Annotated in this window: 14 protein-coding genes, 2 tRNA genes, 3 rRNA genes and 1 pseudogene; 4 read left to right on the top strand and 16 right to left on the bottom strand. The window is 41.6% G+C overall.

Going from position 1 to position 20,868, the window contains the following annotated elements:
* The 14 genes and pseudogenes from SE27_RS14115 to SE27_RS02060 all read right to left on the bottom strand — a co-directional run.
* On the bottom strand, positions 1-1,653 hold a 1,653-nt coding region (locus SE27_RS14115), incomplete at its 3' end, for a DUF7619 domain-containing protein (RefSeq protein WP_227504622.1).
* 42 nt (positions 1,654-1,695) lie between these two features.
* On the bottom strand, positions 1,696-2,175 hold the full coding sequence (locus SE27_RS02110) for a hypothetical protein (protein ID WP_039620435.1): 480 nt from the start codon (positions 2,173-2,175) through the stop codon (positions 1,696-1,698).
* 440 nt (positions 2,176-2,615) lie between these two features.
* Entirely contained in the window at positions 2,616-2,759 is a 144-nt protein-coding gene (locus tag SE27_RS13585) for a methionine/alanine import family NSS transporter small subunit (protein ID WP_081406864.1), read from the bottom strand.
* 10 nt (positions 2,760-2,769) lie between these two features.
* Positions 2,770-4,248: a sodium-dependent transporter gene (locus SE27_RS02105; RefSeq protein ID WP_039620433.1), complete on the bottom strand. Its 1,479-nt coding sequence runs from the start codon at positions 4,246-4,248 to the stop codon at positions 2,770-2,772.
* A 516-nt stretch (positions 4,249-4,764) separates the two neighbouring features.
* Positions 4,765-4,893 (bottom strand): annotated as a pseudogene (locus SE27_RS14335) (IS982 family transposase); the annotation flags it as partial.
* A 191-nt stretch (positions 4,894-5,084) separates the two neighbouring features.
* Positions 5,085-5,408: an ankyrin repeat domain-containing protein gene (locus tag SE27_RS02100; RefSeq protein WP_039620431.1), complete on the bottom strand. Its 324-nt coding sequence runs from the start codon at positions 5,406-5,408 to the stop codon at positions 5,085-5,087.
* A 111-nt stretch (positions 5,409-5,519) separates the two neighbouring features.
* Complete coding sequence (locus SE27_RS13510) at positions 5,520-5,813, bottom strand: hypothetical protein (RefSeq protein WP_148308909.1); 294 nt, start codon at positions 5,811-5,813, stop codon at positions 5,520-5,522.
* 220 nt (positions 5,814-6,033) lie between these two features.
* Positions 6,034-6,148, bottom strand: a 5S ribosomal RNA gene (gene rrf / locus SE27_RS02090).
* 179 nt (positions 6,149-6,327) lie between these two features.
* Positions 6,328-9,222 (bottom strand): 23S ribosomal RNA (locus SE27_RS02085).
* 438 nt (positions 9,223-9,660) lie between these two features.
* A tRNA-Ala gene (locus SE27_RS02080) sits at positions 9,661-9,736 on the bottom strand.
* An 82-nt stretch (positions 9,737-9,818) separates the two neighbouring features.
* Positions 9,819-9,895: transfer RNA gene (locus SE27_RS02075), tRNA-Ile, on the bottom strand.
* Positions 9,896-9,955: 60 nt separating this feature from the next.
* Positions 9,956-11,495, bottom strand: a 16S ribosomal RNA gene (locus SE27_RS02070).
* The 16S, 23S and 5S rRNA genes sit together here with 2 tRNA genes alongside, the layout of an rRNA operon.
* A gap of 434 nt (positions 11,496-11,929) precedes the next feature.
* A complete protein-coding gene (locus SE27_RS02065; protein WP_039620429.1) occupies positions 11,930-12,499 on the bottom strand; it encodes a peptidylprolyl isomerase in 570 nt (189 codons plus the stop codon).
* 188 nt (positions 12,500-12,687) lie between these two features.
* Positions 12,688-13,758 (bottom strand): alpha/beta hydrolase, encoded by a 1,071-nt coding sequence (locus tag SE27_RS02060; protein ID WP_039620427.1) that lies wholly within the window; start codon positions 13,756-13,758, stop codon positions 12,688-12,690.
* A gap of 202 nt (positions 13,759-13,960) precedes the next feature.
* Here SE27_RS02060 and SE27_RS02055 point away from each other — a divergent pair, with 202 nt between their 5' ends.
* The 4 genes from SE27_RS02055 (at position 13,961) to SE27_RS02040 (ending at position 18,382) form a co-directional block, all read left to right on the top strand.
* A complete protein-coding gene (locus tag SE27_RS02055) occupies positions 13,961-14,368 on the top strand; it encodes a hypothetical protein (RefSeq protein ID WP_039620425.1) in 408 nt (135 codons plus the stop codon).
* 717 nt (positions 14,369-15,085) lie between these two features.
* A complete protein-coding gene (gene grpE, locus SE27_RS02050; RefSeq protein ID WP_171160649.1) occupies positions 15,086-15,667 on the top strand; it encodes a nucleotide exchange factor GrpE in 582 nt (193 codons plus the stop codon).
* Between the two features lie 151 nt (positions 15,668-15,818).
* A complete protein-coding gene (dnaK, locus tag SE27_RS02045; protein WP_039620421.1) occupies positions 15,819-17,762 on the top strand; it encodes a molecular chaperone DnaK in 1,944 nt (647 codons plus the stop codon).
* Positions 17,763-18,004: 242 nt separating this feature from the next.
* Complete coding sequence (locus SE27_RS02040; RefSeq protein WP_148308944.1) at positions 18,005-18,382, top strand: hypothetical protein; 378 nt, start codon at positions 18,005-18,007, stop codon at positions 18,380-18,382.
* Positions 18,383-18,459: 77 nt separating this feature from the next.
* Here SE27_RS02040 and erpA read toward each other — a convergent pair whose 3' ends face one another.
* Entirely contained in the window at positions 18,460-18,795 is a 336-nt protein-coding gene (gene erpA / locus SE27_RS02035; RefSeq protein ID WP_039620416.1) for an iron-sulfur cluster insertion protein ErpA, read from the bottom strand.
* A gap of 669 nt (positions 18,796-19,464) precedes the next feature.
* A complete protein-coding gene (locus SE27_RS02030; RefSeq protein ID WP_039620415.1) occupies positions 19,465-20,475 on the bottom strand; it encodes a putative solute-binding protein in 1,011 nt (336 codons plus the stop codon).
* Positions 20,476-20,868: the final 393 nt, after the last annotated feature.

The raw sequence follows: 20,868 nt of genomic DNA, 5'->3' as shown, positions 1-20,868 counted from the left end.
CTTGATGGTTATATCAAATACTGCTGCTGTGGCGGGTGCGGTCGATACACTGCTAACGGCTCCGTTTGTACCTGCACCTATACCCAATTCTGTGCCAGTTAAAGGCTTGCTCACCAAGTCCACGCTATTGGCATCTAAACTCGACACAACCAACGTTAAAGTATCACTGCCTTTATTGGCCTCTGAAGTACTGGTCAAAACAACAGTATTGTTATTCACCAACGCACCATTTTTAAAGGTCACGCGAACCACGTACTTCTCATAGCCACCTGCCGCAATTGGCCCAGTGCTATTCGCGGTAACAGGAGTTTTACCATCTGCTTTCAAAATTTCAACAATACTTCCAAGTGGTAAATTGTCTTTATTAACCGTTAAAGTATAAGAATCTGTACTATTCCCACGGTTATGGACAACAATCATATCTCCTTCGATATTACTATCACCAAATATAACCGGCACACCTTGTTTACCTGCTAAAGTGATGCGGTCATCTACCGCACTCGTTGGCGTTGGCATTGCACCATCTTTAAAATTATTTAATACCGAGTCATTGATGGCAGCATCATATTTCCCAGTTACCGTCACAATCGATGGATTAGAAGGAACTGTGGTTGAATCTGTAGGTGGCGTATTTGGAAGTGTCGGAATATCCCCTATTTCTAAAGGACCGGCAGCTTTCCCGTCTGGATCGACATAAGCAGTATTTTTAATATCGCCTGCACTGGTACTGTCTAACACTCTAACTTTAAACGTTAACTTACCAGAGGTATTGGCAGCAATACTGTCAATATTATAAAGGAATCTATTTCCATTTAATTCAAATTTATCCGTGGTGTCTTTCGCATCGGTTAATGCAACTGAACTGCCACTGTAGCGTGCAGATCCAGCAACAAACTGAACAGTTGCAGGTAATACGTCAAAAATTGCAACATTAGTCGCTGCTGTATTGCCGGTATTTTTAAAGGTTAAAGTATATTCAATTTCCTGACCCGCTTGTGCAATACTGACACTTGCGGCTTTAGTTATTTGCATAACTGCGCCAGTGGTAATTGTGGTGGTGTCTATATTGTTTTTCGTTGCAGTGCTGTACAGCGTCGTTGAATCTGCCGTTGCTGTGACTTTCAAGGTGTCAAACTGACCTTGTGTTGCCGTACTTGGGGTGGTGGCAATAATCACCAAGCCCACAGACTCGCCTGCAGCCAGTTCAATTCGATCGCTAACGTTTAAAGCGATTTTATTGTCAGCAATACCATCTTTATTACGATCAATATAAATGGCGAATTTGGTGCTCTCAAAATCAAATCGATTAATTTCAGTACCAGAAAGGTTTTCAAGATTAATCGAAAATTTATCGCTACCATTACCCGTATTGGTTAAGATGTGCGAGAACGTTACTTGACCATTGGCTGTGGTTTGCGCACTACGATCAGCTTCTAAGGTAAAGCCACCAATTTGCGCCACTAGGGTTTTTACTTCATTAGACGTCACAACTTGCTGGGTTCCGGTGTTATCGGTATAACTTGCCGTTGCCACGTTACTAATATTGGTTCCTGCCAAAGGTGCAGCTGCCATCAGCTGACCGCTAAACAAAGACATTCCACCCATTACTGCAAGTGATGCAGCAAGTTTACTTAATTGAAAATTATTTTTCATAAAGAACCCAACAATAAAGCCGATATTGACTCGTTAAAAATTTTATTTAGAGGTATTCACTTGGACTTGAGCAGAAACTGTAATTTTCTGTTTGGCTTTTAACTCAGTCACATTCCATTGCAGCGCACGATATTCACTCAGTGGAATATTGACCTTTTTGCCATTTTCAAGGCGCGTTAAGGGCGCTTTGGCAAAAACTTTACCGTCTGTTGAGGCATAGCCTCCTTGAGGTAAACTTTGTCCGGTATAGGTGACATCATTTGGAAGTGGTAGATTCAACTTTAGATTTTTTAGGCTTTGATTCGATTTATTGGAATATTCAACTTTATACTCCAGCAATGCCTTTGGTTTGACTTGATCGGTTACTTTTAATTCTTTTTTGGCTTTTGAGTTGGCGTCAATTTGAAATACTTTCATCTCGGCCACTAAAGGCTGATCATTGGCGAAACTATAAGCGGGCAAAGCCATTGATAACGCAGATAAAATAAGGAGAGTGATTCTTTTTTCATTCTTAATAGACATTCTGAAACAACTTTAAACACTTTTGATACATATAATTACATTAAGATACAAAAAATTGAATTAAAAAATGTGACTCGTCACTCACTTTTCTTAAAAAATAATAATAAACAACAATTTACCTGTATATTAAGTAATCAAAATAGACTAGTTACAAAATTAATGTTGTTTTTTTGATCATCAAATCTTATTAGTCTAGATATACAGTAGTCCTCACGTCTATCCATGCTATGTATCCATAAATTTGCATAATTTTAGACGTATATTCATCCAAATATATTTGGACGTTAATGATGGTGGCCAAGTAATCTGGAAAATGAATGAGCTATGAGAAAGATGAAATAGCGACTTTAATACAAAATTTTAAGCCTAAAAAAGCCATCGTTATTTATAACGATGGCTTTTTAAAATTGCTCTATTTAAGAACTGATCGTACTTTTAATTTACAAAGTATGTTGATCCTTAATCTCTTCTAAAACCTCATCAATCTCTTCTGGATGTCGCATGAGATGAAGAATTGAAAGTATCAACCCGCCCCATACAAATACCACGGAGATAATCATCATTATAATTGCTGAACTATTCATGTTTTTTCTCCTAGCGGTCTTTCACTCGCGCCAATATAACAGCCACGACTGCACAGAAAATAATACAGCCCCAACCAAACATCCACTGTAGACTCGAACTGTAATCGCCATAGCCTTTTAATACCAAGTTAAAAAAGGTCAGGCCTAAGGTCACAATTAAAATCAAAGAGGTGATCACGGTCAGAGTGAAACTCCAGCCTTTACCCAATTGCACAGTAGAGATTGCATTGACGTGATTTCTAATACTAACCAATGCTGAGCGCTTAAACCAAGTCACATAAAGAATCGACAGCAAGGCCCCGCCAATGATGCCAATATTATTAATAAAGTGATCAATAATATCGACCAATTTAATTGAATTCACACTGGAAAATAAAGCAATAGATACCACCGCACTGCTGCCACCAATAATTGAAACTGCTTTTTTACGGCTCCACTTCAACTTATCCATCATTGCCGCAATTGGAACTTCCAAAATGCTGACCATGGAGGAAATACCGGCCACAAATAAAGAGGTGAAGAACAAGATCCCAAATAAATCGGCACTAGCACCAAGACTTGAAATAATTTTAGGAAAAGCAATAAAGGCCAGACCAATACCGCCACTCACCACGTTTTCTACATTGGTATTGGCTGAATACGCCATAAAGCCCAATGCAGCGAAAATACCAATACCAGCTAGAATTTCGGTGGAAGCATTGGCAAAACCGACAATTAAACCTGAACCGGTTAAATCGGTTTTTGGTTTTAAGTAAGAGGCATAGGTCACCATAATACCGAAGCCGACAGAGAGCGAAAAGAAAGTGTGACCATATGCCGCCAACCACACCTTATAATCCATCATGGCAGACCAGTTTGGTGTAAAGAAAGCATTTAAGCCCTGCGCCGCACCGGGTAAACGTAGTGCTTGAACCACCAACATGATAAATAAGACAAACAGCAAAGGCATGAAAATCTTATTTGAAAGTTCCACCCCTTTTTTAACGCCGCCATATAAAATAATTAAAGCCAGTGCCCAAATTCCCGCCAAAGGCCAGAAAATATGACTCACGAAGCGTGGGTCAAACCCTGTGGCTTCTGAAGTCTGTAAATAGGTTTTAAAAAAGAAACCTTCCGGATCACTGCCCCACATTTGACCAATAGAGAAGTAAATATAACTCCCCGCCCACGTCAGTACGCTGGCATAGTACAATGCAATAATGATACACACGCTTACCTGCCACCAGCCCAACGTTTCACCGCCTTTAAAGAGAGCACGGTAAGCTTTAGGCGGCGAACGATTACTTTTGTGTCCAACGGCATAATCTAAAAATAGCAGCGGTAAACCTGCAGTAATTAAAGCAATTAAATAAGGAATTAAGAATGCCCCACCGCCATTTTCATAGGCCACGTAAGGAAAGCGCCAAATGTTACCTAAACCCACTGCCGATCCGATCGCAGCAATAATAAAGCCTGATCGTGACGTCCAGTTTTCACGAATATCTGTCATAAAAAACCTAAACCTTAGGTATCTTTAGCTGCTGCTTGTTTTTGGATTATCTCGCGAGCAAACCAAGTACCATTCAAAAATTAATCTTTTTATGTCTGAAGTTAGCTCTATGCCTTTTGAGCACGCGGTTCTAAATTGCAAACAGGCAGTCATCACAAAATCTTGCTTAAAGTCTTTTGTTTCTTTTACCTTCCAATGCTTGAACAATACCTATTTTCTAGGCTTTTTTCTGTAGTTTATGCAGAAATACTCGGTTTTTAAACGTGATCTCTGAGGGATTGATCAAAATATGAATGATTTTCTTAGAGCATGCCATAAAGTCGTGGTAGCACAGCATTCTGAATGCACCAATAAGGTAAAATGGAGTGTTTTAATTCAAGCCAAAACTAGATTCTATTTAAGTGATTAATGAGGTAATCAAGATTGTTTATTGCTTTGCATCACAGAATTAATTAACATTTAGAGCTACTAAATCATCAGTGATTTTAGATAAATAAAGCAACAAGTTAGATAAGAAATAGTCATTATCTGAATATCGGTTAAAACTGGAGGAAATCCTCTTGCTCTTAAGGGCTTTTTGACGATAAGTGAATAGCAAGAATCTGGGAATAAATATACAAAAATGATAAATTCGTAAATGGATATAACATGAGGTGGTGTTCTTGGTCTAAATCTAAATTGTGTTATATCCTTTTTATTTCAAGATCTTAGAACGTTGAGATCTGTGTAATAATAAAATAGTTTGAACATCAGGATGTATGGTATGACAGGAGTTAAGCCAAAGTAACCCCATATAAAAGAAGCCTCATCAGGATGATGGAGGCTTCTTTTATACTTTAATGTAGCCCTTTTAAGCCTTTTAGATAGACAGCTATGTCTTTATTGCCAGCCAATTCCGCCAGTTCTAAAGCGCTATAAGGACTACGATGCTCAAGATCGACCCCTTTACTGATCAGCAACTTCACTACGTCTAGATGATCATTTTCAGCAGCTGCCTGTAGCGCACTATAACCCTCATGGTCAGCAGAATTAGGATCAATACCTTGTTGTAAAAGTCCAGCGACTTGTTCAACATCACCTAAAGATGCCCAATAAACCAGTTCTGGAAGATGTAACTCTTCATCATTTTCAGGAATGGCAGAGAATGAGTTAAGTTTCATAATATAATTCCTAAATCTCTAAGGAGAGCTAATTAAAACTATTTAAACTTTAAAAAGCAAAGTCTTCATAGTTGCTGCTAAAGTAAGAAAGCCAAATATTAAAGAAATAATCTAATGATTTTTTACTAACTTAATAAACACAATTGGATGAATTGTATTTTTTTCATTCCAACTAGCATTTGTTTTTAATGACTCATCTAACACTCTCTCCAATAAACTAGACAGAATATCTATTTTTCCTAAGGTGGATTGATGCAACTTTATAAACTCTTTAGAGTTAAAAGCTATAGATTCTTCTTTATCATTAAGCATATCCTTGCTTTCAATTTTATTAAGCTCACATATGCTATGTAATCGACCATAATCACCAGATGAGGTATATTTCACATCATAAAGGTTAATCAATATTTTTGCTGAATCAATTTTTCCATCATTATTTTTGCTGAATCTGTTTTTCCATCATTATTTTTGCTGAATCTGTTTTTCCATCATTATCCAATCAGTATGTCTTTCTATCTAATACTTTAAACCGATGTTAAATTGCTTAAAAGCTTTGCTTCCCACTTTCTTACCCCCATAAAAAAACACCCCCACTCATTGAGTGGGGGTGTTTTCGGGAATAATGAGCTGGCGATGACTTACTCTCACATGGGTAACCCCACACTACCATCAGCGCGAAGAGGTTTCACTTCTGAGTTCGGGAAGGGATCAGGTGGTTCACTCTTGCTATTGTCGCCAGCACAACTGTTTATGGATACTTGCTTTGGTCTTATTCGAGGAACGATGTTCCTTGGGCCGTTGCTTTTTCCAAATCTTGAACAGATTGGGCTGTTTGAGTTGAATATTGTCTAGCGTTTGATTAACTAAATCAAGTTATATTTGGATATTAAGTGAAGTCATACAACTGTTTGGGTGTTGTATAGTCAAGCCTCACGAGTAATTAGTATTGGTCAGCTTCATGCATCACTGCACTTCCACATCCAACCTATCAACGTTGTAGTCTTCAACGGCTCTTTAGAGGACATATAGTCCTTGGGAAATCTTATCTTGAGGAAGGCTTCCCGCTTAGATGCTTTCAGCGGTTATCCCTTCCGAACATAGCTACCCGGCGATGCCACTGGCGTGACAACCGGTACACCAGAGGTTCGTCCACTCTGGTCCTCTCGTACTAGGAGCAGATCCTCTCAAATTTCCAACGCCCACGGTAGATAGGGACCGAACTGTCTCACGACGTTCTAAACCCAGCTCGCGTACCTCTTTAAATGGCGAACAGCCATACCCTTGGGACCTGCTTCAGCCCCAGGATGAGATGAGCCGACATCGAGGTGCCAAACACCGCCGTCGATATGAACTCTTGGGCGGTATCAGCCTGTTATCCCCAGAGTACCTTTTATCCGTTGAGCGATGGCCCTTCCATACAGAACCACCGGATCACTAAGACCTACTTTCGTACCTGCTCGACTTGTGGGTCTCGCAGTTAAGCGCGCTTTTGCCTTTATACTCTACGCGTGATTTCCGACCACGCTGAGCGCACCTTCGTACTCCTCCGTTACTCTTTAGGAGGAGACCGCCCCAGTCAAACTACCCACCAGACATGGTCCTCGCTCCAGATTATGGAGCAGAGTTAGAACCTCAATATTACCAGGGTGGTATTTCAAGATTGGCTCCACTTGAACTAGCGTCCAAGTTTCAAAGCCTCCCACCTATCCTACACAAGTAAGATCAAAGTTCAATGTCAAGCTGCAGTAAAGGTTCACGGGGTCTTTCCGTCTAGCCGCGGGTACACCGCATCTTCACGGCGATTTCGATTTCACTGAGTCTCTGCTGGAGACAGCGCCGCCATCATTATGCCATTCGTGCAGGTCGGAACTTACCCGACAAGGAATTTCGCTACCTTAGGACCGTTATAGTTACGGCCGCCGTTTACTGGGGCTTCGATCAAGAGCTTCGCTTACGCTAACCCCATCAATTAACCTTCCAGCACCGGGCAGGCATCACACCCTATACGTCCACTTTCGTGTTTGCAGAGTGCTATGTTTTTAATAAACAGTTGCAGCGGCCTGGTTTCTGTGGCTGCCAACCGCTCATCCCGCGAGGGGAATCACCGTCGGCAGCGTACCTTCTCCCGAAGTTACGGTACCATTTTGCCTAGTTCCTTCAGCAGAGTTCTCTCAAGCGCTTTGGTCTACTCGACCTGACCACCTGTGTCGGTTTAGGGTACGATTCCTGTGTAACTGAAGCTTAGAGACTTTTCTTGGAAGTATGGTATCAGCCACTTCACTGTACAAGTACAGCTTGCTATCAGCTCTCAGCATAGAGCACCCCGGATTTGCCTAAGATGCATGCCTACTGCCTTTCACCTGGACAACCAACGCCAGGCTGACTTAACCTTCTCCGTCCTCTCATCGCATTACACAGAAGTATTGGAATATTAACCAATTTCCCATCGACTACGCCTCTCGGCCTCGCCTTAGGGGTCGACTCACCCAGCCCCGATTAACGTTGGACTGGAACCCTTGGTCTTTCAGCGTGCGAGTTTTTCACTCGCATTGTCGTTACTCACGTCAGCATTCGCACTTCTGATACCTCCAGCAGACTTCTCAATCCACCTTCATCGGCTTACAGAACGCTCCCCTACCACTTACAATAAATTGTAAATCCGCAGCTTCGGCATATAGTTTTAGCCCCGTTACATCTTCCGCGCAGGCCGACTCGACTAGTGAGCTATTACGCTTTCTTTAAAGGATGGCTGCTTCTAAGCCAACCTCCTAGCTGTCTATGCCTTCCCACATCGTTTCCCACTTAACTATAATTTTGGGGCCTTAGCTGGCGGTCTGGATTGTTTTCCTCTTGACTACGGACGTTAGCACCCGCAGTCTGTCTCCCGGATAGTACTCATTGGTATTCGGAGTTTGCATCGGTTTGGTAAGTCGGGATGACCCCCTAGCCGAAACAGTGCTCTACCCCCAATGGTATTCGTCCGAGGCGCTACCTAAATAGCTTTCGGGGAGAACCAGCTATCACCAAGTTTGATTAGCCTTTCACCCCTATCCACAAGTCATCCCCCGGCTTTTCAACGACGGTGGGTTCGGTCCTCCAGTTAGTGTTACCCAACCTTCAACCTGCTCATGGATAGATCACCTGGTTTCGGGTCTATACCCAGCAACTAATGCGCCCTATTAAGACTCGATTTCTCTACGGCTCCCCTATACGGTTAACCTCGCTACTGAATATAAGTCGCTGACCCATTATACAAAAGGTACGCAGTCACCGAACAAGTCGGCTCCCACTGCTTGTATGCATGCGGTTTCAGGATCTATTTCACTCCCCTCACAGGGGTTCTTTTCGCCTTTCCCTCACGGTACTGGTTCACTATCGGTCAGTCAGGAGTATTTAGCCTTGGAGGATGGTCCCCCCATATTCAGACAAGGTTTCACGTGCCTCGCCCTACTCGACATCATTATCTAAGCCCTTTCGTGTACAGGACTATCACCCACTATGGTTGCACTTCCCAGAGCATTCCACTAGAACTTAGATAACTTAATGGGCTGGTCCCCGTTCGCTCGCCGCTACTAAGGGAATCTCAATTGATTTCTTTTCCTAGGGGTACTGAGATGTTTCACTTCCCCCCGTTCGCTTTGCATGACTATGTATTCATCATGCAATACCTACCTTATGGTAAGTGGGTTTCCCCATTCAGAAATCTCCGGATCACAGGATATTTGCCGCCTCCCCGGAGCTTTTCGCAGGCTATTACGTCTTTCATCGCCTCTGACTGCCAAGGCATCCACCACATGCACTTAATTACTTGACTATACAACCCCAAACAGTCGTCAACACCTACAAGTGAGTGTTTACAACTTATCGTTCAAAGTCTTGTGCACTTAAGCACGGTACAGCTTCAATCTTAATATTACCAAAACGCTTGATTCAGTTAATTCGCTAGTGCTCAGTTCTTTATCTTCATTCAACTTTAACCTCACATCACTATAAATAGTGACAATCGATTAAAACTGAATTCAAAATCAGTTCTGAGTTAAACAATTATTTCAACTCAAATTTGCCAATCTGTTAATGAGTTAACATGCCTTCGTCAGGTCATGTTTAACGCTGTGATAAATCACAGAACTTAATAAACTTAAACACTAGGTTTCTTTTATTAAGTTCTATAATCTATAGACTTATAGTCTGCGCGAAGCAAAGCTTCTTGCTTAAATTTCAAGGAAAAGCATGCTTTTCTGATCTTGAAATTTGGTGGAGACTAACGGAGTCGAACCGTTGACCTCCTGCGTGCAAAGCAGGCGCTCTACCAACTAAGCTAAGTCCCCAGCTATCATTAGATTTGATCTATCTGTTTATCTGTTACTCAAGTTCAATGAATTGCTTCATCAATCTTTAAGTTCGTTAGATTGGTGGGTCTGACAAGATTTGAACTTGTGACCCCACGCTTATCAAGCGTGTGCTCTAACCAACTGAGCTACAGACCCTCAGATACATCGTATGAAGAACAACTTGTTGTGGATTCTTACCAATCGTCAATCTTTCGTTAAGGAGGTGATCCAGCCGCAGGTTCCCCTACGGCTACCTTGTTACGACTTCACCCCAGTCATCGGCCACACCGTGGTAAGCGTCCTCCTTGCGGTTAGACTACCTACTTCTGGTGCAACAAACTCCCATGGTGTGACGGGCGGTGTGTACAAGGCCCGGGAACGTATTCACCGCGGCATTCTGATCCGCGATTACTAGCGATTCCGACTTCATGGAGTCGAGTTGCAGACTCCAATCCGGACTACGATCGGCTTTTTGAGATTAGCATCCTATCGCTAGGTAGCAACCCTTTGTACCGACCATTGTAGCACGTGTGTAGCCCTGGTCGTAAGGGCCATGATGACTTGACGTCGTCCCCGCCTTCCTCCAGTTTGTCACTGGCAGTATCCTTAAAGTTCCCGGCTTAACCCGCTGGCAAATAAGGAAAAGGGTTGCGCTCGTTGCGGGACTTAACCCAACATCTCACGACACGAGCTGACGACAGCCATGCAGCACCTGTATGTAAGCTCCCGAAGGCACCAATCCATCTCTGGAAAGTTCTTACTATGTCAAGACCAGGTAAGGTTCTTCGCGTTGCATCGAATTAAACCACATGCTCCACCGCTTGTGCGGGCCCCCGTCAATTCATTTGAGTTTTAGTCTTGCGACCGTACTCCCCAGGCGGTCTACTTATCGCGTTAGCTGCGCCACTAAAGTCTCAAAGACCCCAACGGCTAGTAGACATCGTTTACGGCATGGACTACCAGGGTATCTAATCCTGTTTGCTCCCCATGCTTTCGTACCTCAGTGTCAGTATTAGGCCAGATGGCTGCCTTCGCCATCGGTATTCCTCCAGATCTCTACGCATTTCACCGCTACACCTGGAATTCTACCATCCTCTCCCATACTCTAGCCAACCAGTATCGAATGCAATTCCCAAGTTAAGCTCGGGGATTTCACATTTGACTTAATTGGCCACCTACGCACGCTTTACGCCCAGTAAATCCGATTAACGCTTGCACCCTCTGTATTACCGCGGCTGCTGGCACAGAGTTAGCCGGTGCTTATTCTGCGAGTAACGTCCACTCTCCAGTAGTATTAATACTGGGAGCCTCCTCCTCGCTTAAAGTGCTTTACAACCAAAAGGCCTTCTTCACACACGCGGCATGGCTGGATCAGGGTTCCCCCCATTGTCCAATATTCCCCACTGCTGCCTCCCGTAGGAGTCTGGGCCGTGTCTCAGTCCCAGTGTGGCGGATCATCCTCTCAGACCCGCTACAGATCGTCGCCTTGGTAGGCCTTTACCCCACCAACTAGCTAATCCGACTTAGGCTCATCTATTAGCGCAAGGCTCCGAAGAGTCCCCTGCTTTCCCCCGTAGGGCGTATGCGGTATTAGCATCCCTTTCGAGATGTTGTCCCCCACTATTAGGTAGATTCCTAAGTATTACTCACCCGTCCGCCGCTAAGTTAAGTAGCAAGCTACTCTTCCCCGCTCGACTTGCATGTGTTAAGCCTGCCGCCAGCGTTCAATCTGAGCCATGATCAAACTCTTCAGTTAAATATCATTTCTAGTGCCTTAAAGGGCACCAATCTTGGCTCATCAATTGTCTGACAAATCTTTCTCAAATAAACTTCGAGTAATTTCTACCATTCAATCAATGAAAATAATTTCGATCGATCAACCAGTAAAAATCCACACAAGTTGTTCTTCATAATCTATTAATGATCTTCTTAATACTTCGTCAGTAATTAAGTCGCTCAACTCAACAAACTTAAACATCTCAGCACTTCGTGCCTCAATCGTTTCCGTCTATCTCGTCGGTATGGGCTCATTATAGGGCAATTTCCTACACACGCAAGCGCTTTTAACTGATTGTTTTATCGAGTGTTGTATTTTTATGCACTACTTTGGTTCATTTTTACCCTAATGTATATATAAACCCATAATTTTAAAATAGAAATATAAAATTATATTTCTATCTTTATTTAATACTACTTCTGTACGGGTGCTGCTTTAATCGTCATGCTAACTATTTTGATCGCTTGTTTGGGTACATTCTGATGCATACCTAGGTTTGCAGTAGGTACTTGCGTGATTTTATCAACCACATCCATGCCTTTAGTGACCTTACCAAACACAGCATAGCCAGCATTCATTTGGCTTTTATTTAAAAAGTCATTGTCTACCGTATTGATAAAAAATTGGCTGGTGGCAGAGTTGGGATTATTGGTACGTGCCATGGCCAACGTACCACGAGTGTTTTTTAGGCCATTATAGGATTCATTTTGAATTGAGGCTTTGGTGGTCTTTTCCGTCATATCGGCATCCATTCCGCCGCCTTGAATCATAAAACCCGGAATCACACGATGGAAAATTGTGCCATTATAAAAATTATCCTTTATATAGCTTTCAAAGTTCTGGGTTGAAATTGGCGCTTTATCATTAAAAAGCTCTATTTCAATCTTCCCCATTGAGGTGTTCATCTCAACCACGGTATTTGCAGCCATTGCCGGTACGGTTATAGCCGCGATAGCCACCGCACATAATGTTTGTTTAAGCATAATCTTTACTCTTTTGATTTAGATGATTGTGATGACTATTTATATAGCTTAAATAGCAAAGTTGTACTAGCGGTAAAATTCGAGCGATGTCGGTTAAAGCGCAAGTTACGTTTTACCTAAAACGGCTGGTTGGTAATCGCATAAAACAGGCAAATCATATTAAATATAGCCAATCTCACTTAAAACGATTAACGCTGCCTGTCCCAAAATTTTCTATAATTTTTACTGATTTCCATCAGGTATTTTTTCGCTTGCCCCGAGACAATGGTCAGATTGGCAAATCCATGCGATTGATCTTGATAATCTTGATAATACACAGCGATTCCATGATGACGTAATTTATAGGCATAAATCTGCCCTTCATCATGTAGCAGATCATAGCCTGCAGTCACAATAAATGCAGGTGCTAAATTTTTCTGTACTGCATAAGTGGGAGAGATAATGGGATCGTCTAATTCAACTTGGTGTGTGTGTGCATAGTGATGGGTAACCCAGTCGACATCTGTACCGGTAAGTGGCAAACCATGTTCATAGCTATAAAAAGATGGATGGCGACTTTTAAAATCGACGGTTGGATAAAGCAGCAACTGTGCTTGTGGGGCATAAGCTTTGTCTGCACTACGCTGCGCCACCACAGTGGCAATATTTCCTCCGGCGCTGTCTCCGGCAACTGAAATCCGATCTTTTAAAATATTAAATTGCTTTTTATTTTGATAGACCCACGCCAACGCATCCTCACAACTTTGAATCAGTTGCATTGGACTGGCCTCAGGAGCCAAAGGATAATCAATACTCAGCACCTGAACTTGCGCATAGACTGCCAACAGACGGCATACTTCATCATGCGAATTCAAGCTGCCCACCACAAAACCACCACCATGATAAAACACCAACATCGGACGTTTTTTACCGGGGGCCGGATGATAATGTCGTGCAAATAGATCGCCACTATTTAAAGGTAATCGTACATCTTGTACCTGTTTCACAAAAGTGCTTTTGTTTTTAAGTGACTGCATTTGTAGATCAAAGGCTTTTCGTGCACGCTGCACATCGGCGCCAATAAAACCGCTGTTGCCTTGTTTAAGCTGCGCCGCCATCATGCATTTAATCAGTGGATCAAGCTGAGGATAGTCATATGGATAGTTTAAAGCTTTGGCTAATGTGTGCTGAGCCAAGCGCGGCAAATGATCTAATGTGCGCACTGCTGTGCCTTGCCCTTTTTGTAACATACGCTGTAACGTCTGACTCAAAGCCATCATTGCTCTCGATTCCTTTTATTGTATTCTTCACATTTTCTACATGATCAAGCACTAGGTGACCATACTCGTCTATAAGTCTAATCATCTGTATACACAGTAAAAACTTTCCTACGTTAATCTTCTTTTTATAGCTTGTCATTGACAATTTTTATGTCCATTGAGGAGTATTTTACTACTCCTTAGAAAAAGAAGGATACCAACAATGCATAAGAAACTGCTGCTGTTGTTTTTCATGATTCCATTTTTAGCCGTGGGCTGCGTCGCATTTCCAGAAGATAGTGGCTATGCCAATGGCGGCTACGATCATCGCTATGAGCGTAATGATGATCGTTATGAGCGCGAACGTGATCGTCAACGCTGGGAATATCAACAACGTGAAAAACGTTTAGCCCTTGAGCGCCAAAAACGTGAATGGCAACAGAATCAACAAAAACGTTCTGACTGGGAACGTAGAGAGCGTGAACGTGAGCGCCAACGCTTAGAGAAAAAGTATAAAGATCACAACCACTACGACCGCAATAAAGCTCAGCAACAGCGTAAAGCAGAAGAAAAACGTCGTTATGAACAGCGTCGTGATCACGAGCGAAGTAAACATAAACGTGACGACTAAGTGACTGTCATTGTCTCAATACCCTTTGATTAAAGGGTATTTTTTTTGCTCTGTGTAAGGTTTATAAGAACCCATACTCGGACTGAGACTTGATTTTAGCTTTTATATGGCTGATCTTGGCGTTTAATCGCGGCACATAACCATATATAGAGCTGATTCAATTGCAGATACTGATTTTTTATTCAAAATGAAATTCAGAATAATAAGCGTGATGTAACGTAGCTTAAATAAGCCATCCAACCGCATGTACAACAATCATTTTAACATCATCCAATCACGCCACTGTTTATATGCAGCTTGGTAATTTATTGCAGGCCAAAATAAAGGCTTGGGTTGATGCAGTTCTTTAGTCATCTTGAAGCATCCATCTTTATTTTATCTTTATTTAAGCATTCTGCATGCGGACTGAATTTCAGTCCTATCCAAAAATGTGGGAACACGCTCTACCGCACTGCTGATTAGCACCAGCTTTCTCGGCTTAAAAGGACAAGCAACTTGCTGGATATTTTTAAGATTCATGCTGAAGTTGCTACAGTTTTGAAAAAAAATGCCTAAACCTCAGTTTTTTTCATAATTTTAAGCAAATTAAGCAGATTTAATCGCCTGTCTCGCTTGATTTTTTTTCGCTTGCCCCGACCTTTGTAGTAATCATGAATTTTATCACTCATGGCAGTTCAGGATTAAAGTATTCAGCACTGAGGCCACCAAGGACTGTACATGTTTAAGAACCCATTTAAACGGAGTAAATCTATGGCGACCGAGCACAATCCAAACGCTCAAGATCTTGAGCAACCACAAGCTGATGCCCAAACAGCGAATACTCAAGCCGAAACCGAGCAAATTGAAGTGTCCGTTGAAGATTTAAAGGCTCAAATTGTCAATTTAAGCGAAAGCCTAAAATATGAGAAAGCGGTCGCAGCCAATGCAAAATATGAAGCTGAAAAAACCAAAGAGCGCTTAGAACGTGAAGCAGATACCGCGAAAAAATTCATCCTCGAAAAGTTCGCCAAAGAATTACTCGATTCTGTCGATAATCTAGAGCGTGCCATTCAGGCGGCAGGCGATGTTGAGTCACCACTGTTAGAAGGTGTAAAACTGACGCTGAAATCGCTTTTAACCACGCTGGAAAAATTTGGTGTGGTGGAAGTGGATATGAGCAATGGCTTTAATGCTGATTTACATCAGGCTGTCGGGATTAGTCCTGAGGCTAAAGCGGGGGAAATTGGTACCGTATTACAAAAAGGTTATACCTTATCTAACCGCCTACTACGCCCTGCAATGGTCTTGGTTGGTCAATAATGAACAAGAGCTGCGTTAAACGTTGCTCTAAATATAGAAAATTCGAGAGTTTTTCGATTTTTTTCATCAAAGTAACTTGAAAAATTTTAAATGGCTCTCATATTCATAACAAGCAAAAACATTGTAAAAATAATTTTGAGGAAGCATAGAAATGGCTAAAATCATTGGTATTGACTTAGGTACTACAAACTCTTGCGTGGCTGTACTTGAAGGCGATAAAGTTAAAGTAATTGAGAACGCTGAAGGTACACGTACCACACCTTCAATCATCGCCTATAAAGACGGTGAAATCTTGGTGGGTCAATCGGCTAAACGTCAAGCGGTAACCAATCCTAAAAACACCCTATTCGCCATCAAACGTTTGATTGGTCGTAAATATCAAGATCAAGCGGTACAAAAAGATATTGGCTTAGTGCCGTATAAAATCATTCAAGCAGACAATGGCGATGCTTGGGTCGATGTGAACGACAAGAAACTTGCACCACAACAAATCTCAGCTGAAATCTTGAAAAAGATGAAAAAAACCGCTGAAGATTATTTGGGCGAAACAGTCACTGAAGCGGTGATTACCGTTCCTGCTTACTTTAACGATGCACAGCGTCAAGCCACCAAAGATGCCGGTAAAATTGCAGGTTTAGAAGTTAAACGTATCATCAACGAACCCACTGCTGCTGCACTTGCGTTCGGTATGGACAAAAAAGAAGGTGATCGTAAAATCGCGGTTTATGACTTAGGTGGTGGTACTTTTGACGTATCAATCATTGAAATTGCTGACCTAGATGGCGATCAACAAATTGAAGTGCTCTCGACCAATGGTGATACCTTCCTTGGTGGTGAAGACTTCGATAACGCATTAATCGAATACTTGGTTGAAGAGTTCAAAAAAGAACAAAACTTCAACTTGAAACAAGATCCATTAGCATTACAACGTCTAAAAGAAGCTGCTGAAAAAGCCAAAATTGAGCTTTCTTCATCGAATGCAACTGAAATTAACTTGCCATACATCACTGCTGATGCAACTGGTCCTAAGCATTTGGTTATTAACGTAACCCGTGCAAAACTTGAAGGTTTAGTGGCGGATTTAGTTGCACGTACCATCGAGCCTTGCCGTATTGCGCTGAAAGATGCAGGTCTTTCAACCTCTGATATTTCAGATGTGATTTTGGTCGGTGGTCAGTCACGTATGCCACTGGTTCAACAAAAAGTACAAGACTTCTTCGGCAGAGAGCCACGTAAAGACGTGAATCCAGACGAAGCGGTTGCAGTAGGTGCAGCGATTCAAGGCGCAGTATTGTCCGGTGACAAAACTGACGTACTGTTACTTGACGTAACGCCACTGACGCTTGGGATTGAAACCATGGGCGGCGTATTGACTGCAATTATTGAGAAAAACACCACGATTCCTGCGAAGAAATCTCAAGTGTTCTCAACTGCTGCAGACAACCAACCGGCTGTCGACATTTCTGTGTTCCAAGGTGAACGTAAAATGGCGCAGCAAAACAAATTGCTTGGTAACTTTCAATTGGGCGATATTCCACCGGCACCACGTGGCGCGCCACAAATTGAAGTGTCTTTTGACATCAACGCCGATGGTATCTTGAAAGTCTCTGCGAAAGACAAGAGTACTGGTAAAGAACAATCGATTCAGATTAAAGCAAACTCAGGTTTGTCGGATGCTGAAATTGAAGCGATGATTAAAGACGCTGAAGCCAATGCTGAAGAAGATCGTAAATTTGAAGAGTTGGCAAAAGCACGTAATGAAGCTGATGGTTTGGTATCAAGCGCACAAAAAGCAGTAAAAGATTTAGGTGAACAAGTTACTGCTGATGAGAAAACTGCCATTGAAACGGCTGTGGCTGAGCTTGAAGCGTCAACGAAAGAAAATAACGTTGAAGAAATCAAAGCGAAAACTGAAGCACTGCAAAATATCATTATGCCAATTACCCAACGTGCCTATGAAGCATCACAAGGTGCACCAGGCGGCGCTGAAGGTTTTGATCCAAGCGCATTCCAAGGTGGTGATGCTGGTCAACAAAAAGCAGATGATGGTGTGGTAGATGCTGAGTTCACTGAAGTCAAAGATGAAAAAAAATAATTTGTCGCTTTAACTTTATATAAAAAAACCGCGCATCAGCGCGGTTTTTTTATGCTCTTTTTTAAGCACCTTCATCTTTGATTGTTTGGTCAATGCATTGAATCACATCAGTCTTAGTGTAGCGAAAAATCCAGATACACTGTAAAAATCCCTTACCTTTTATAAGACTATGTGGCGGATTATGCACATTATTCAGCAGATTTCATGTTATGGTAAGATTAAGCAATAACATTATAAAATCTCTGGAGATACGTGTGAGTTACTACCATATTCTGATTGAAATGAATGATCACATTAGTACCATTGAGCAAACACGTGAGGTTGAAATCTTTGATATTGATGATATTCGTGCCTGCTTACATGCCATTTTATTGCCATTTTTAAATGAACAATTGATTGAGCTTGAAGATGAAAATGTTGAATTTAAAGATATTCTACATTTAGAAATAAAGCAGACCTTATCGCCAATTCAATATTTAATTGAGGAAGAGCAACGTCTGTTGCCAAGTGATACTGATGTCACGATTAGCGCGCATGAAATTTTTAATAATCGGGATTTGAGTCAGGATGTGACCACGGTTATTTTTGATATTTTAAAAGCGGCTAAACTTGAAGCCTAATTTTTGATTTTAGTTTTCAGTCTATTGACGATATGGTTATAAAAAAAGCCCGCCTGATGGTGGGCTTTGACTGTTTCTTATACAGAAAACGATGAACCACAACCACAGGTGGTGGTCGCATTGGGGTTTTGCACCACAAAACGCGAACCTTCTAGGCCTTCGATATAATCGACGGCAGAACCGACCAAATATTGATAGCTTAATGAGTCAACCAACATTTTAACATCGCCATTTAAAAATTCAGCATCATCTTCATTCATGCTTTCAGCAAAGTTAAAACCATAAGAGAAACCAGAACAACCACCACCCGTCACATAGACGCGTAACATTAATTCCTGATTGCCTTCACTATCACGCAATTGGCGTACTTTTTTCGCAGCATTGTCGGTTAGCAGTAGCGCTTGGGCATTCATGTTCGATTCCTCTGTTTAATTCAAGCGTCTTTAACAATAAAGACCAGATTTAAGTATAGCATATCCAATATATGGGCAGTCTTTGAAGATTTAAAGTGCGTAGCGCCGCTTATGGTGAAGAAGATTTGTAATTTTCATCTTGTGCGCTGTATTCAAAATTCTGCGAGCTTTGTTTATAACGCGATCGCCCAAGCAATCTCATCATGCGATCCAATAAAATGATTAAATTGTTGACGCATATTGTCGACGCATAGCGGTGACACTGAGGACATCCTATTTAGCGGCTTTAAAGACTTTAGCGCTTCATTTTGCCTTACACTTAACTCTAGATCTGCACCTCAGTTTTGCGCCGCCAATTGATTATCTTGCATTAAGCGAACTACCTCATCTCTTGTTACCGACTCAATCAAATCTACACATTATTCGTTTGGCATGTCTCAGCATCATGCTTGATAAGACAAGCAGGCTGATCGAGCATCTTTATTGATATGTGTTGATGCTTTTATTGTTTTTGACTTATTTTTTTTGAGTTGATGCTTAATCTGCGTCATCACTTCATTTTTTAGACAGCTTTAAATTGCGATTCAGTTTGTTTCTAACAGTTTAGATAAAATAATTTGGATAAAAAAAAGCCTAGAACAAGTCTAGGCTTGGAATTTAAAAATTAATTTATTCACCCGCAAGTGAACATTCAAAATTGGCTTTATCCACAGAACAACGCGCTTTTTTCAATACACTCATCATCGCCACATCATAAATACCACGTTTGGTCATATCCATGCGCCCTTCTCGCAGTAATTTCTGATATTTGGTCTTGTCATCTGCGGCTAAATTTAACTTGAATTTGGCTGGAATGTTGGCTTCTAAGCGGTTAATCATGGCAAAACTTTTCGGTAGATTTTTTACAAACCAATCACGAGATTTTTGTCCAAAATCTGCGGGGAATTGATCCGGACGGATAATAAAATCTGCAGTCACTTGTAGCACAGGGAAATTGAACATCCCGCCATTTTCACCTAAACCTTTATAGATCTCTAATGGCTTATACGCATAGGCCGGTGCACCCACCATATCGACCTGACCATTGTTAAATTTTGCCACAAAATTAGATACATCCGAAATTACTGCTTGTGCGCCCACGCGCTGCACCATAATTTTCTGTGCATCGTCATATCCGAGCACTGCAAACTTTTTACCGGCGGCCTTTTCAATGGAATCGATTTTTTTATCACGGACAAAAATAAACGCTGAACCCAAAGGGGCAATACCGGCCACTTCGTATTTTTTACCACTTAAATTGCTGACCATCTTTGTCGCATTACGTGGATCCAGTGCAAAGGTAATGGCGCGCTGTGCAATTGCATTACTGGGTGCACCGCCCAATGCATCAATCGAGCCGACAAATTTATTATATTGACGTGCGCGCATAGCGGTCATAAAGACGCCATCACATTTACCAGCTTTAAAATCGTTATCGGCCACCGCTTCGTCTTGGCGCGGAATGAGATTAATGTCTGCACCCCAACCTTTGGCAGCAAGCGCCCATTCTTGTGCCATTTGATAGGATTCACCAGATTTCCCGAGTAAATCGAAAACACAGACATCTACTTTGGCAGCTTGTACGCTGCTGGCAAAGCCGAGGGTTGAGAAGGTAGCCAATGCCAGAATAATTTTTTTCATTGTTGTGGTCCTTTTAGAATCTTATTGTTTGAGCCTGATCCATGCTCGGACTAAATACTAAGCAAATTGCATTAAAAAAAATAGAGCTTTTACTCCAATTATTTTTTGATTTATGACCTTGCTTATTCGAACTTCCTTTATTTATTTATATATTCAATTACTTAGAGTATTAAAATCTTTAATAAAATTGTTTTAAAGTGAGCTAATTTTACAAATAAATACATCATCATGCACAGCTAAAGCTAATTTCACCGCATATGGTGTACTTTTACGTTGTACGATTTTATTGGAATCATATGCGTGGCGGGGCCGATAGCCGTAGACAAAATATAATGCACTGCGGTGCGTTTAAAAATAAATCTAAGCCATATGGATTAAAATCTATAGCTAAAC

It is taken from the genome of Acinetobacter harbinensis (genome assembly GCF_000816495.1).
GTDB classification, from domain to species: domain Bacteria; phylum Pseudomonadota; class Gammaproteobacteria; order Pseudomonadales; family Moraxellaceae; genus Acinetobacter; species Acinetobacter harbinensis.
Note: the sequence above shows the minus strand (reverse complement) of the source record. Positions and strands in the feature narration are given on the sequence as shown.

Bases quoted from the DNA above. Each gene is read 5' to 3' on its own strand.
- erpA (WP_039620416.1), bottom strand. From the start codon at position 18,795: ATGAATGCCCAAGCGCTACTGCTAACCGACAATGCTGCGAAAAAAGTA.
- SE27_RS02065 (WP_039620429.1), bottom strand. From the start codon at position 12,499: ATGCTTAAACAAACATTATGTGCGGTGGCTATCGCGGCTATAACCGTA.
- SE27_RS02060 (WP_039620427.1), bottom strand. From the start codon at position 13,758: ATGATGGCTTTGAGTCAGACGTTACAGCGTATGTTACAAAAAGGGCAA.
- SE27_RS02100 (WP_039620431.1), bottom strand. From the start codon at position 5,408: ATGAAACTTAACTCATTCTCTGCCATTCCTGAAAATGATGAAGAGTTA.
- SE27_RS02055 (WP_039620425.1), top strand. From the start codon at position 13,961: ATGCATAAGAAACTGCTGCTGTTGTTTTTCATGATTCCATTTTTAGCC.
- SE27_RS13585 (WP_081406864.1), bottom strand. From the start codon at position 2,759: ATGAATAGTTCAGCAATTATAATGATGATTATCTCCGTGGTATTTGTA.
- grpE (WP_171160649.1), top strand. From the start codon at position 15,086: ATGTTTAAGAACCCATTTAAACGGAGTAAATCTATGGCGACCGAGCAC.
- SE27_RS02030 (WP_039620415.1), bottom strand. From the start codon at position 20,475: ATGAAAAAAATTATTCTGGCATTGGCTACCTTCTCAACCCTCGGCTTT.
- SE27_RS02105 (WP_039620433.1), bottom strand. From the start codon at position 4,248: ATGACAGATATTCGTGAAAACTGGACGTCACGATCAGGCTTTATTATT.
- dnaK (WP_039620421.1), top strand. From the start codon at position 15,819: ATGGCTAAAATCATTGGTATTGACTTAGGTACTACAAACTCTTGCGTG.
- SE27_RS02110 (WP_039620435.1), bottom strand. From the start codon at position 2,175: ATGTCTATTAAGAATGAAAAAAGAATCACTCTCCTTATTTTATCTGCG.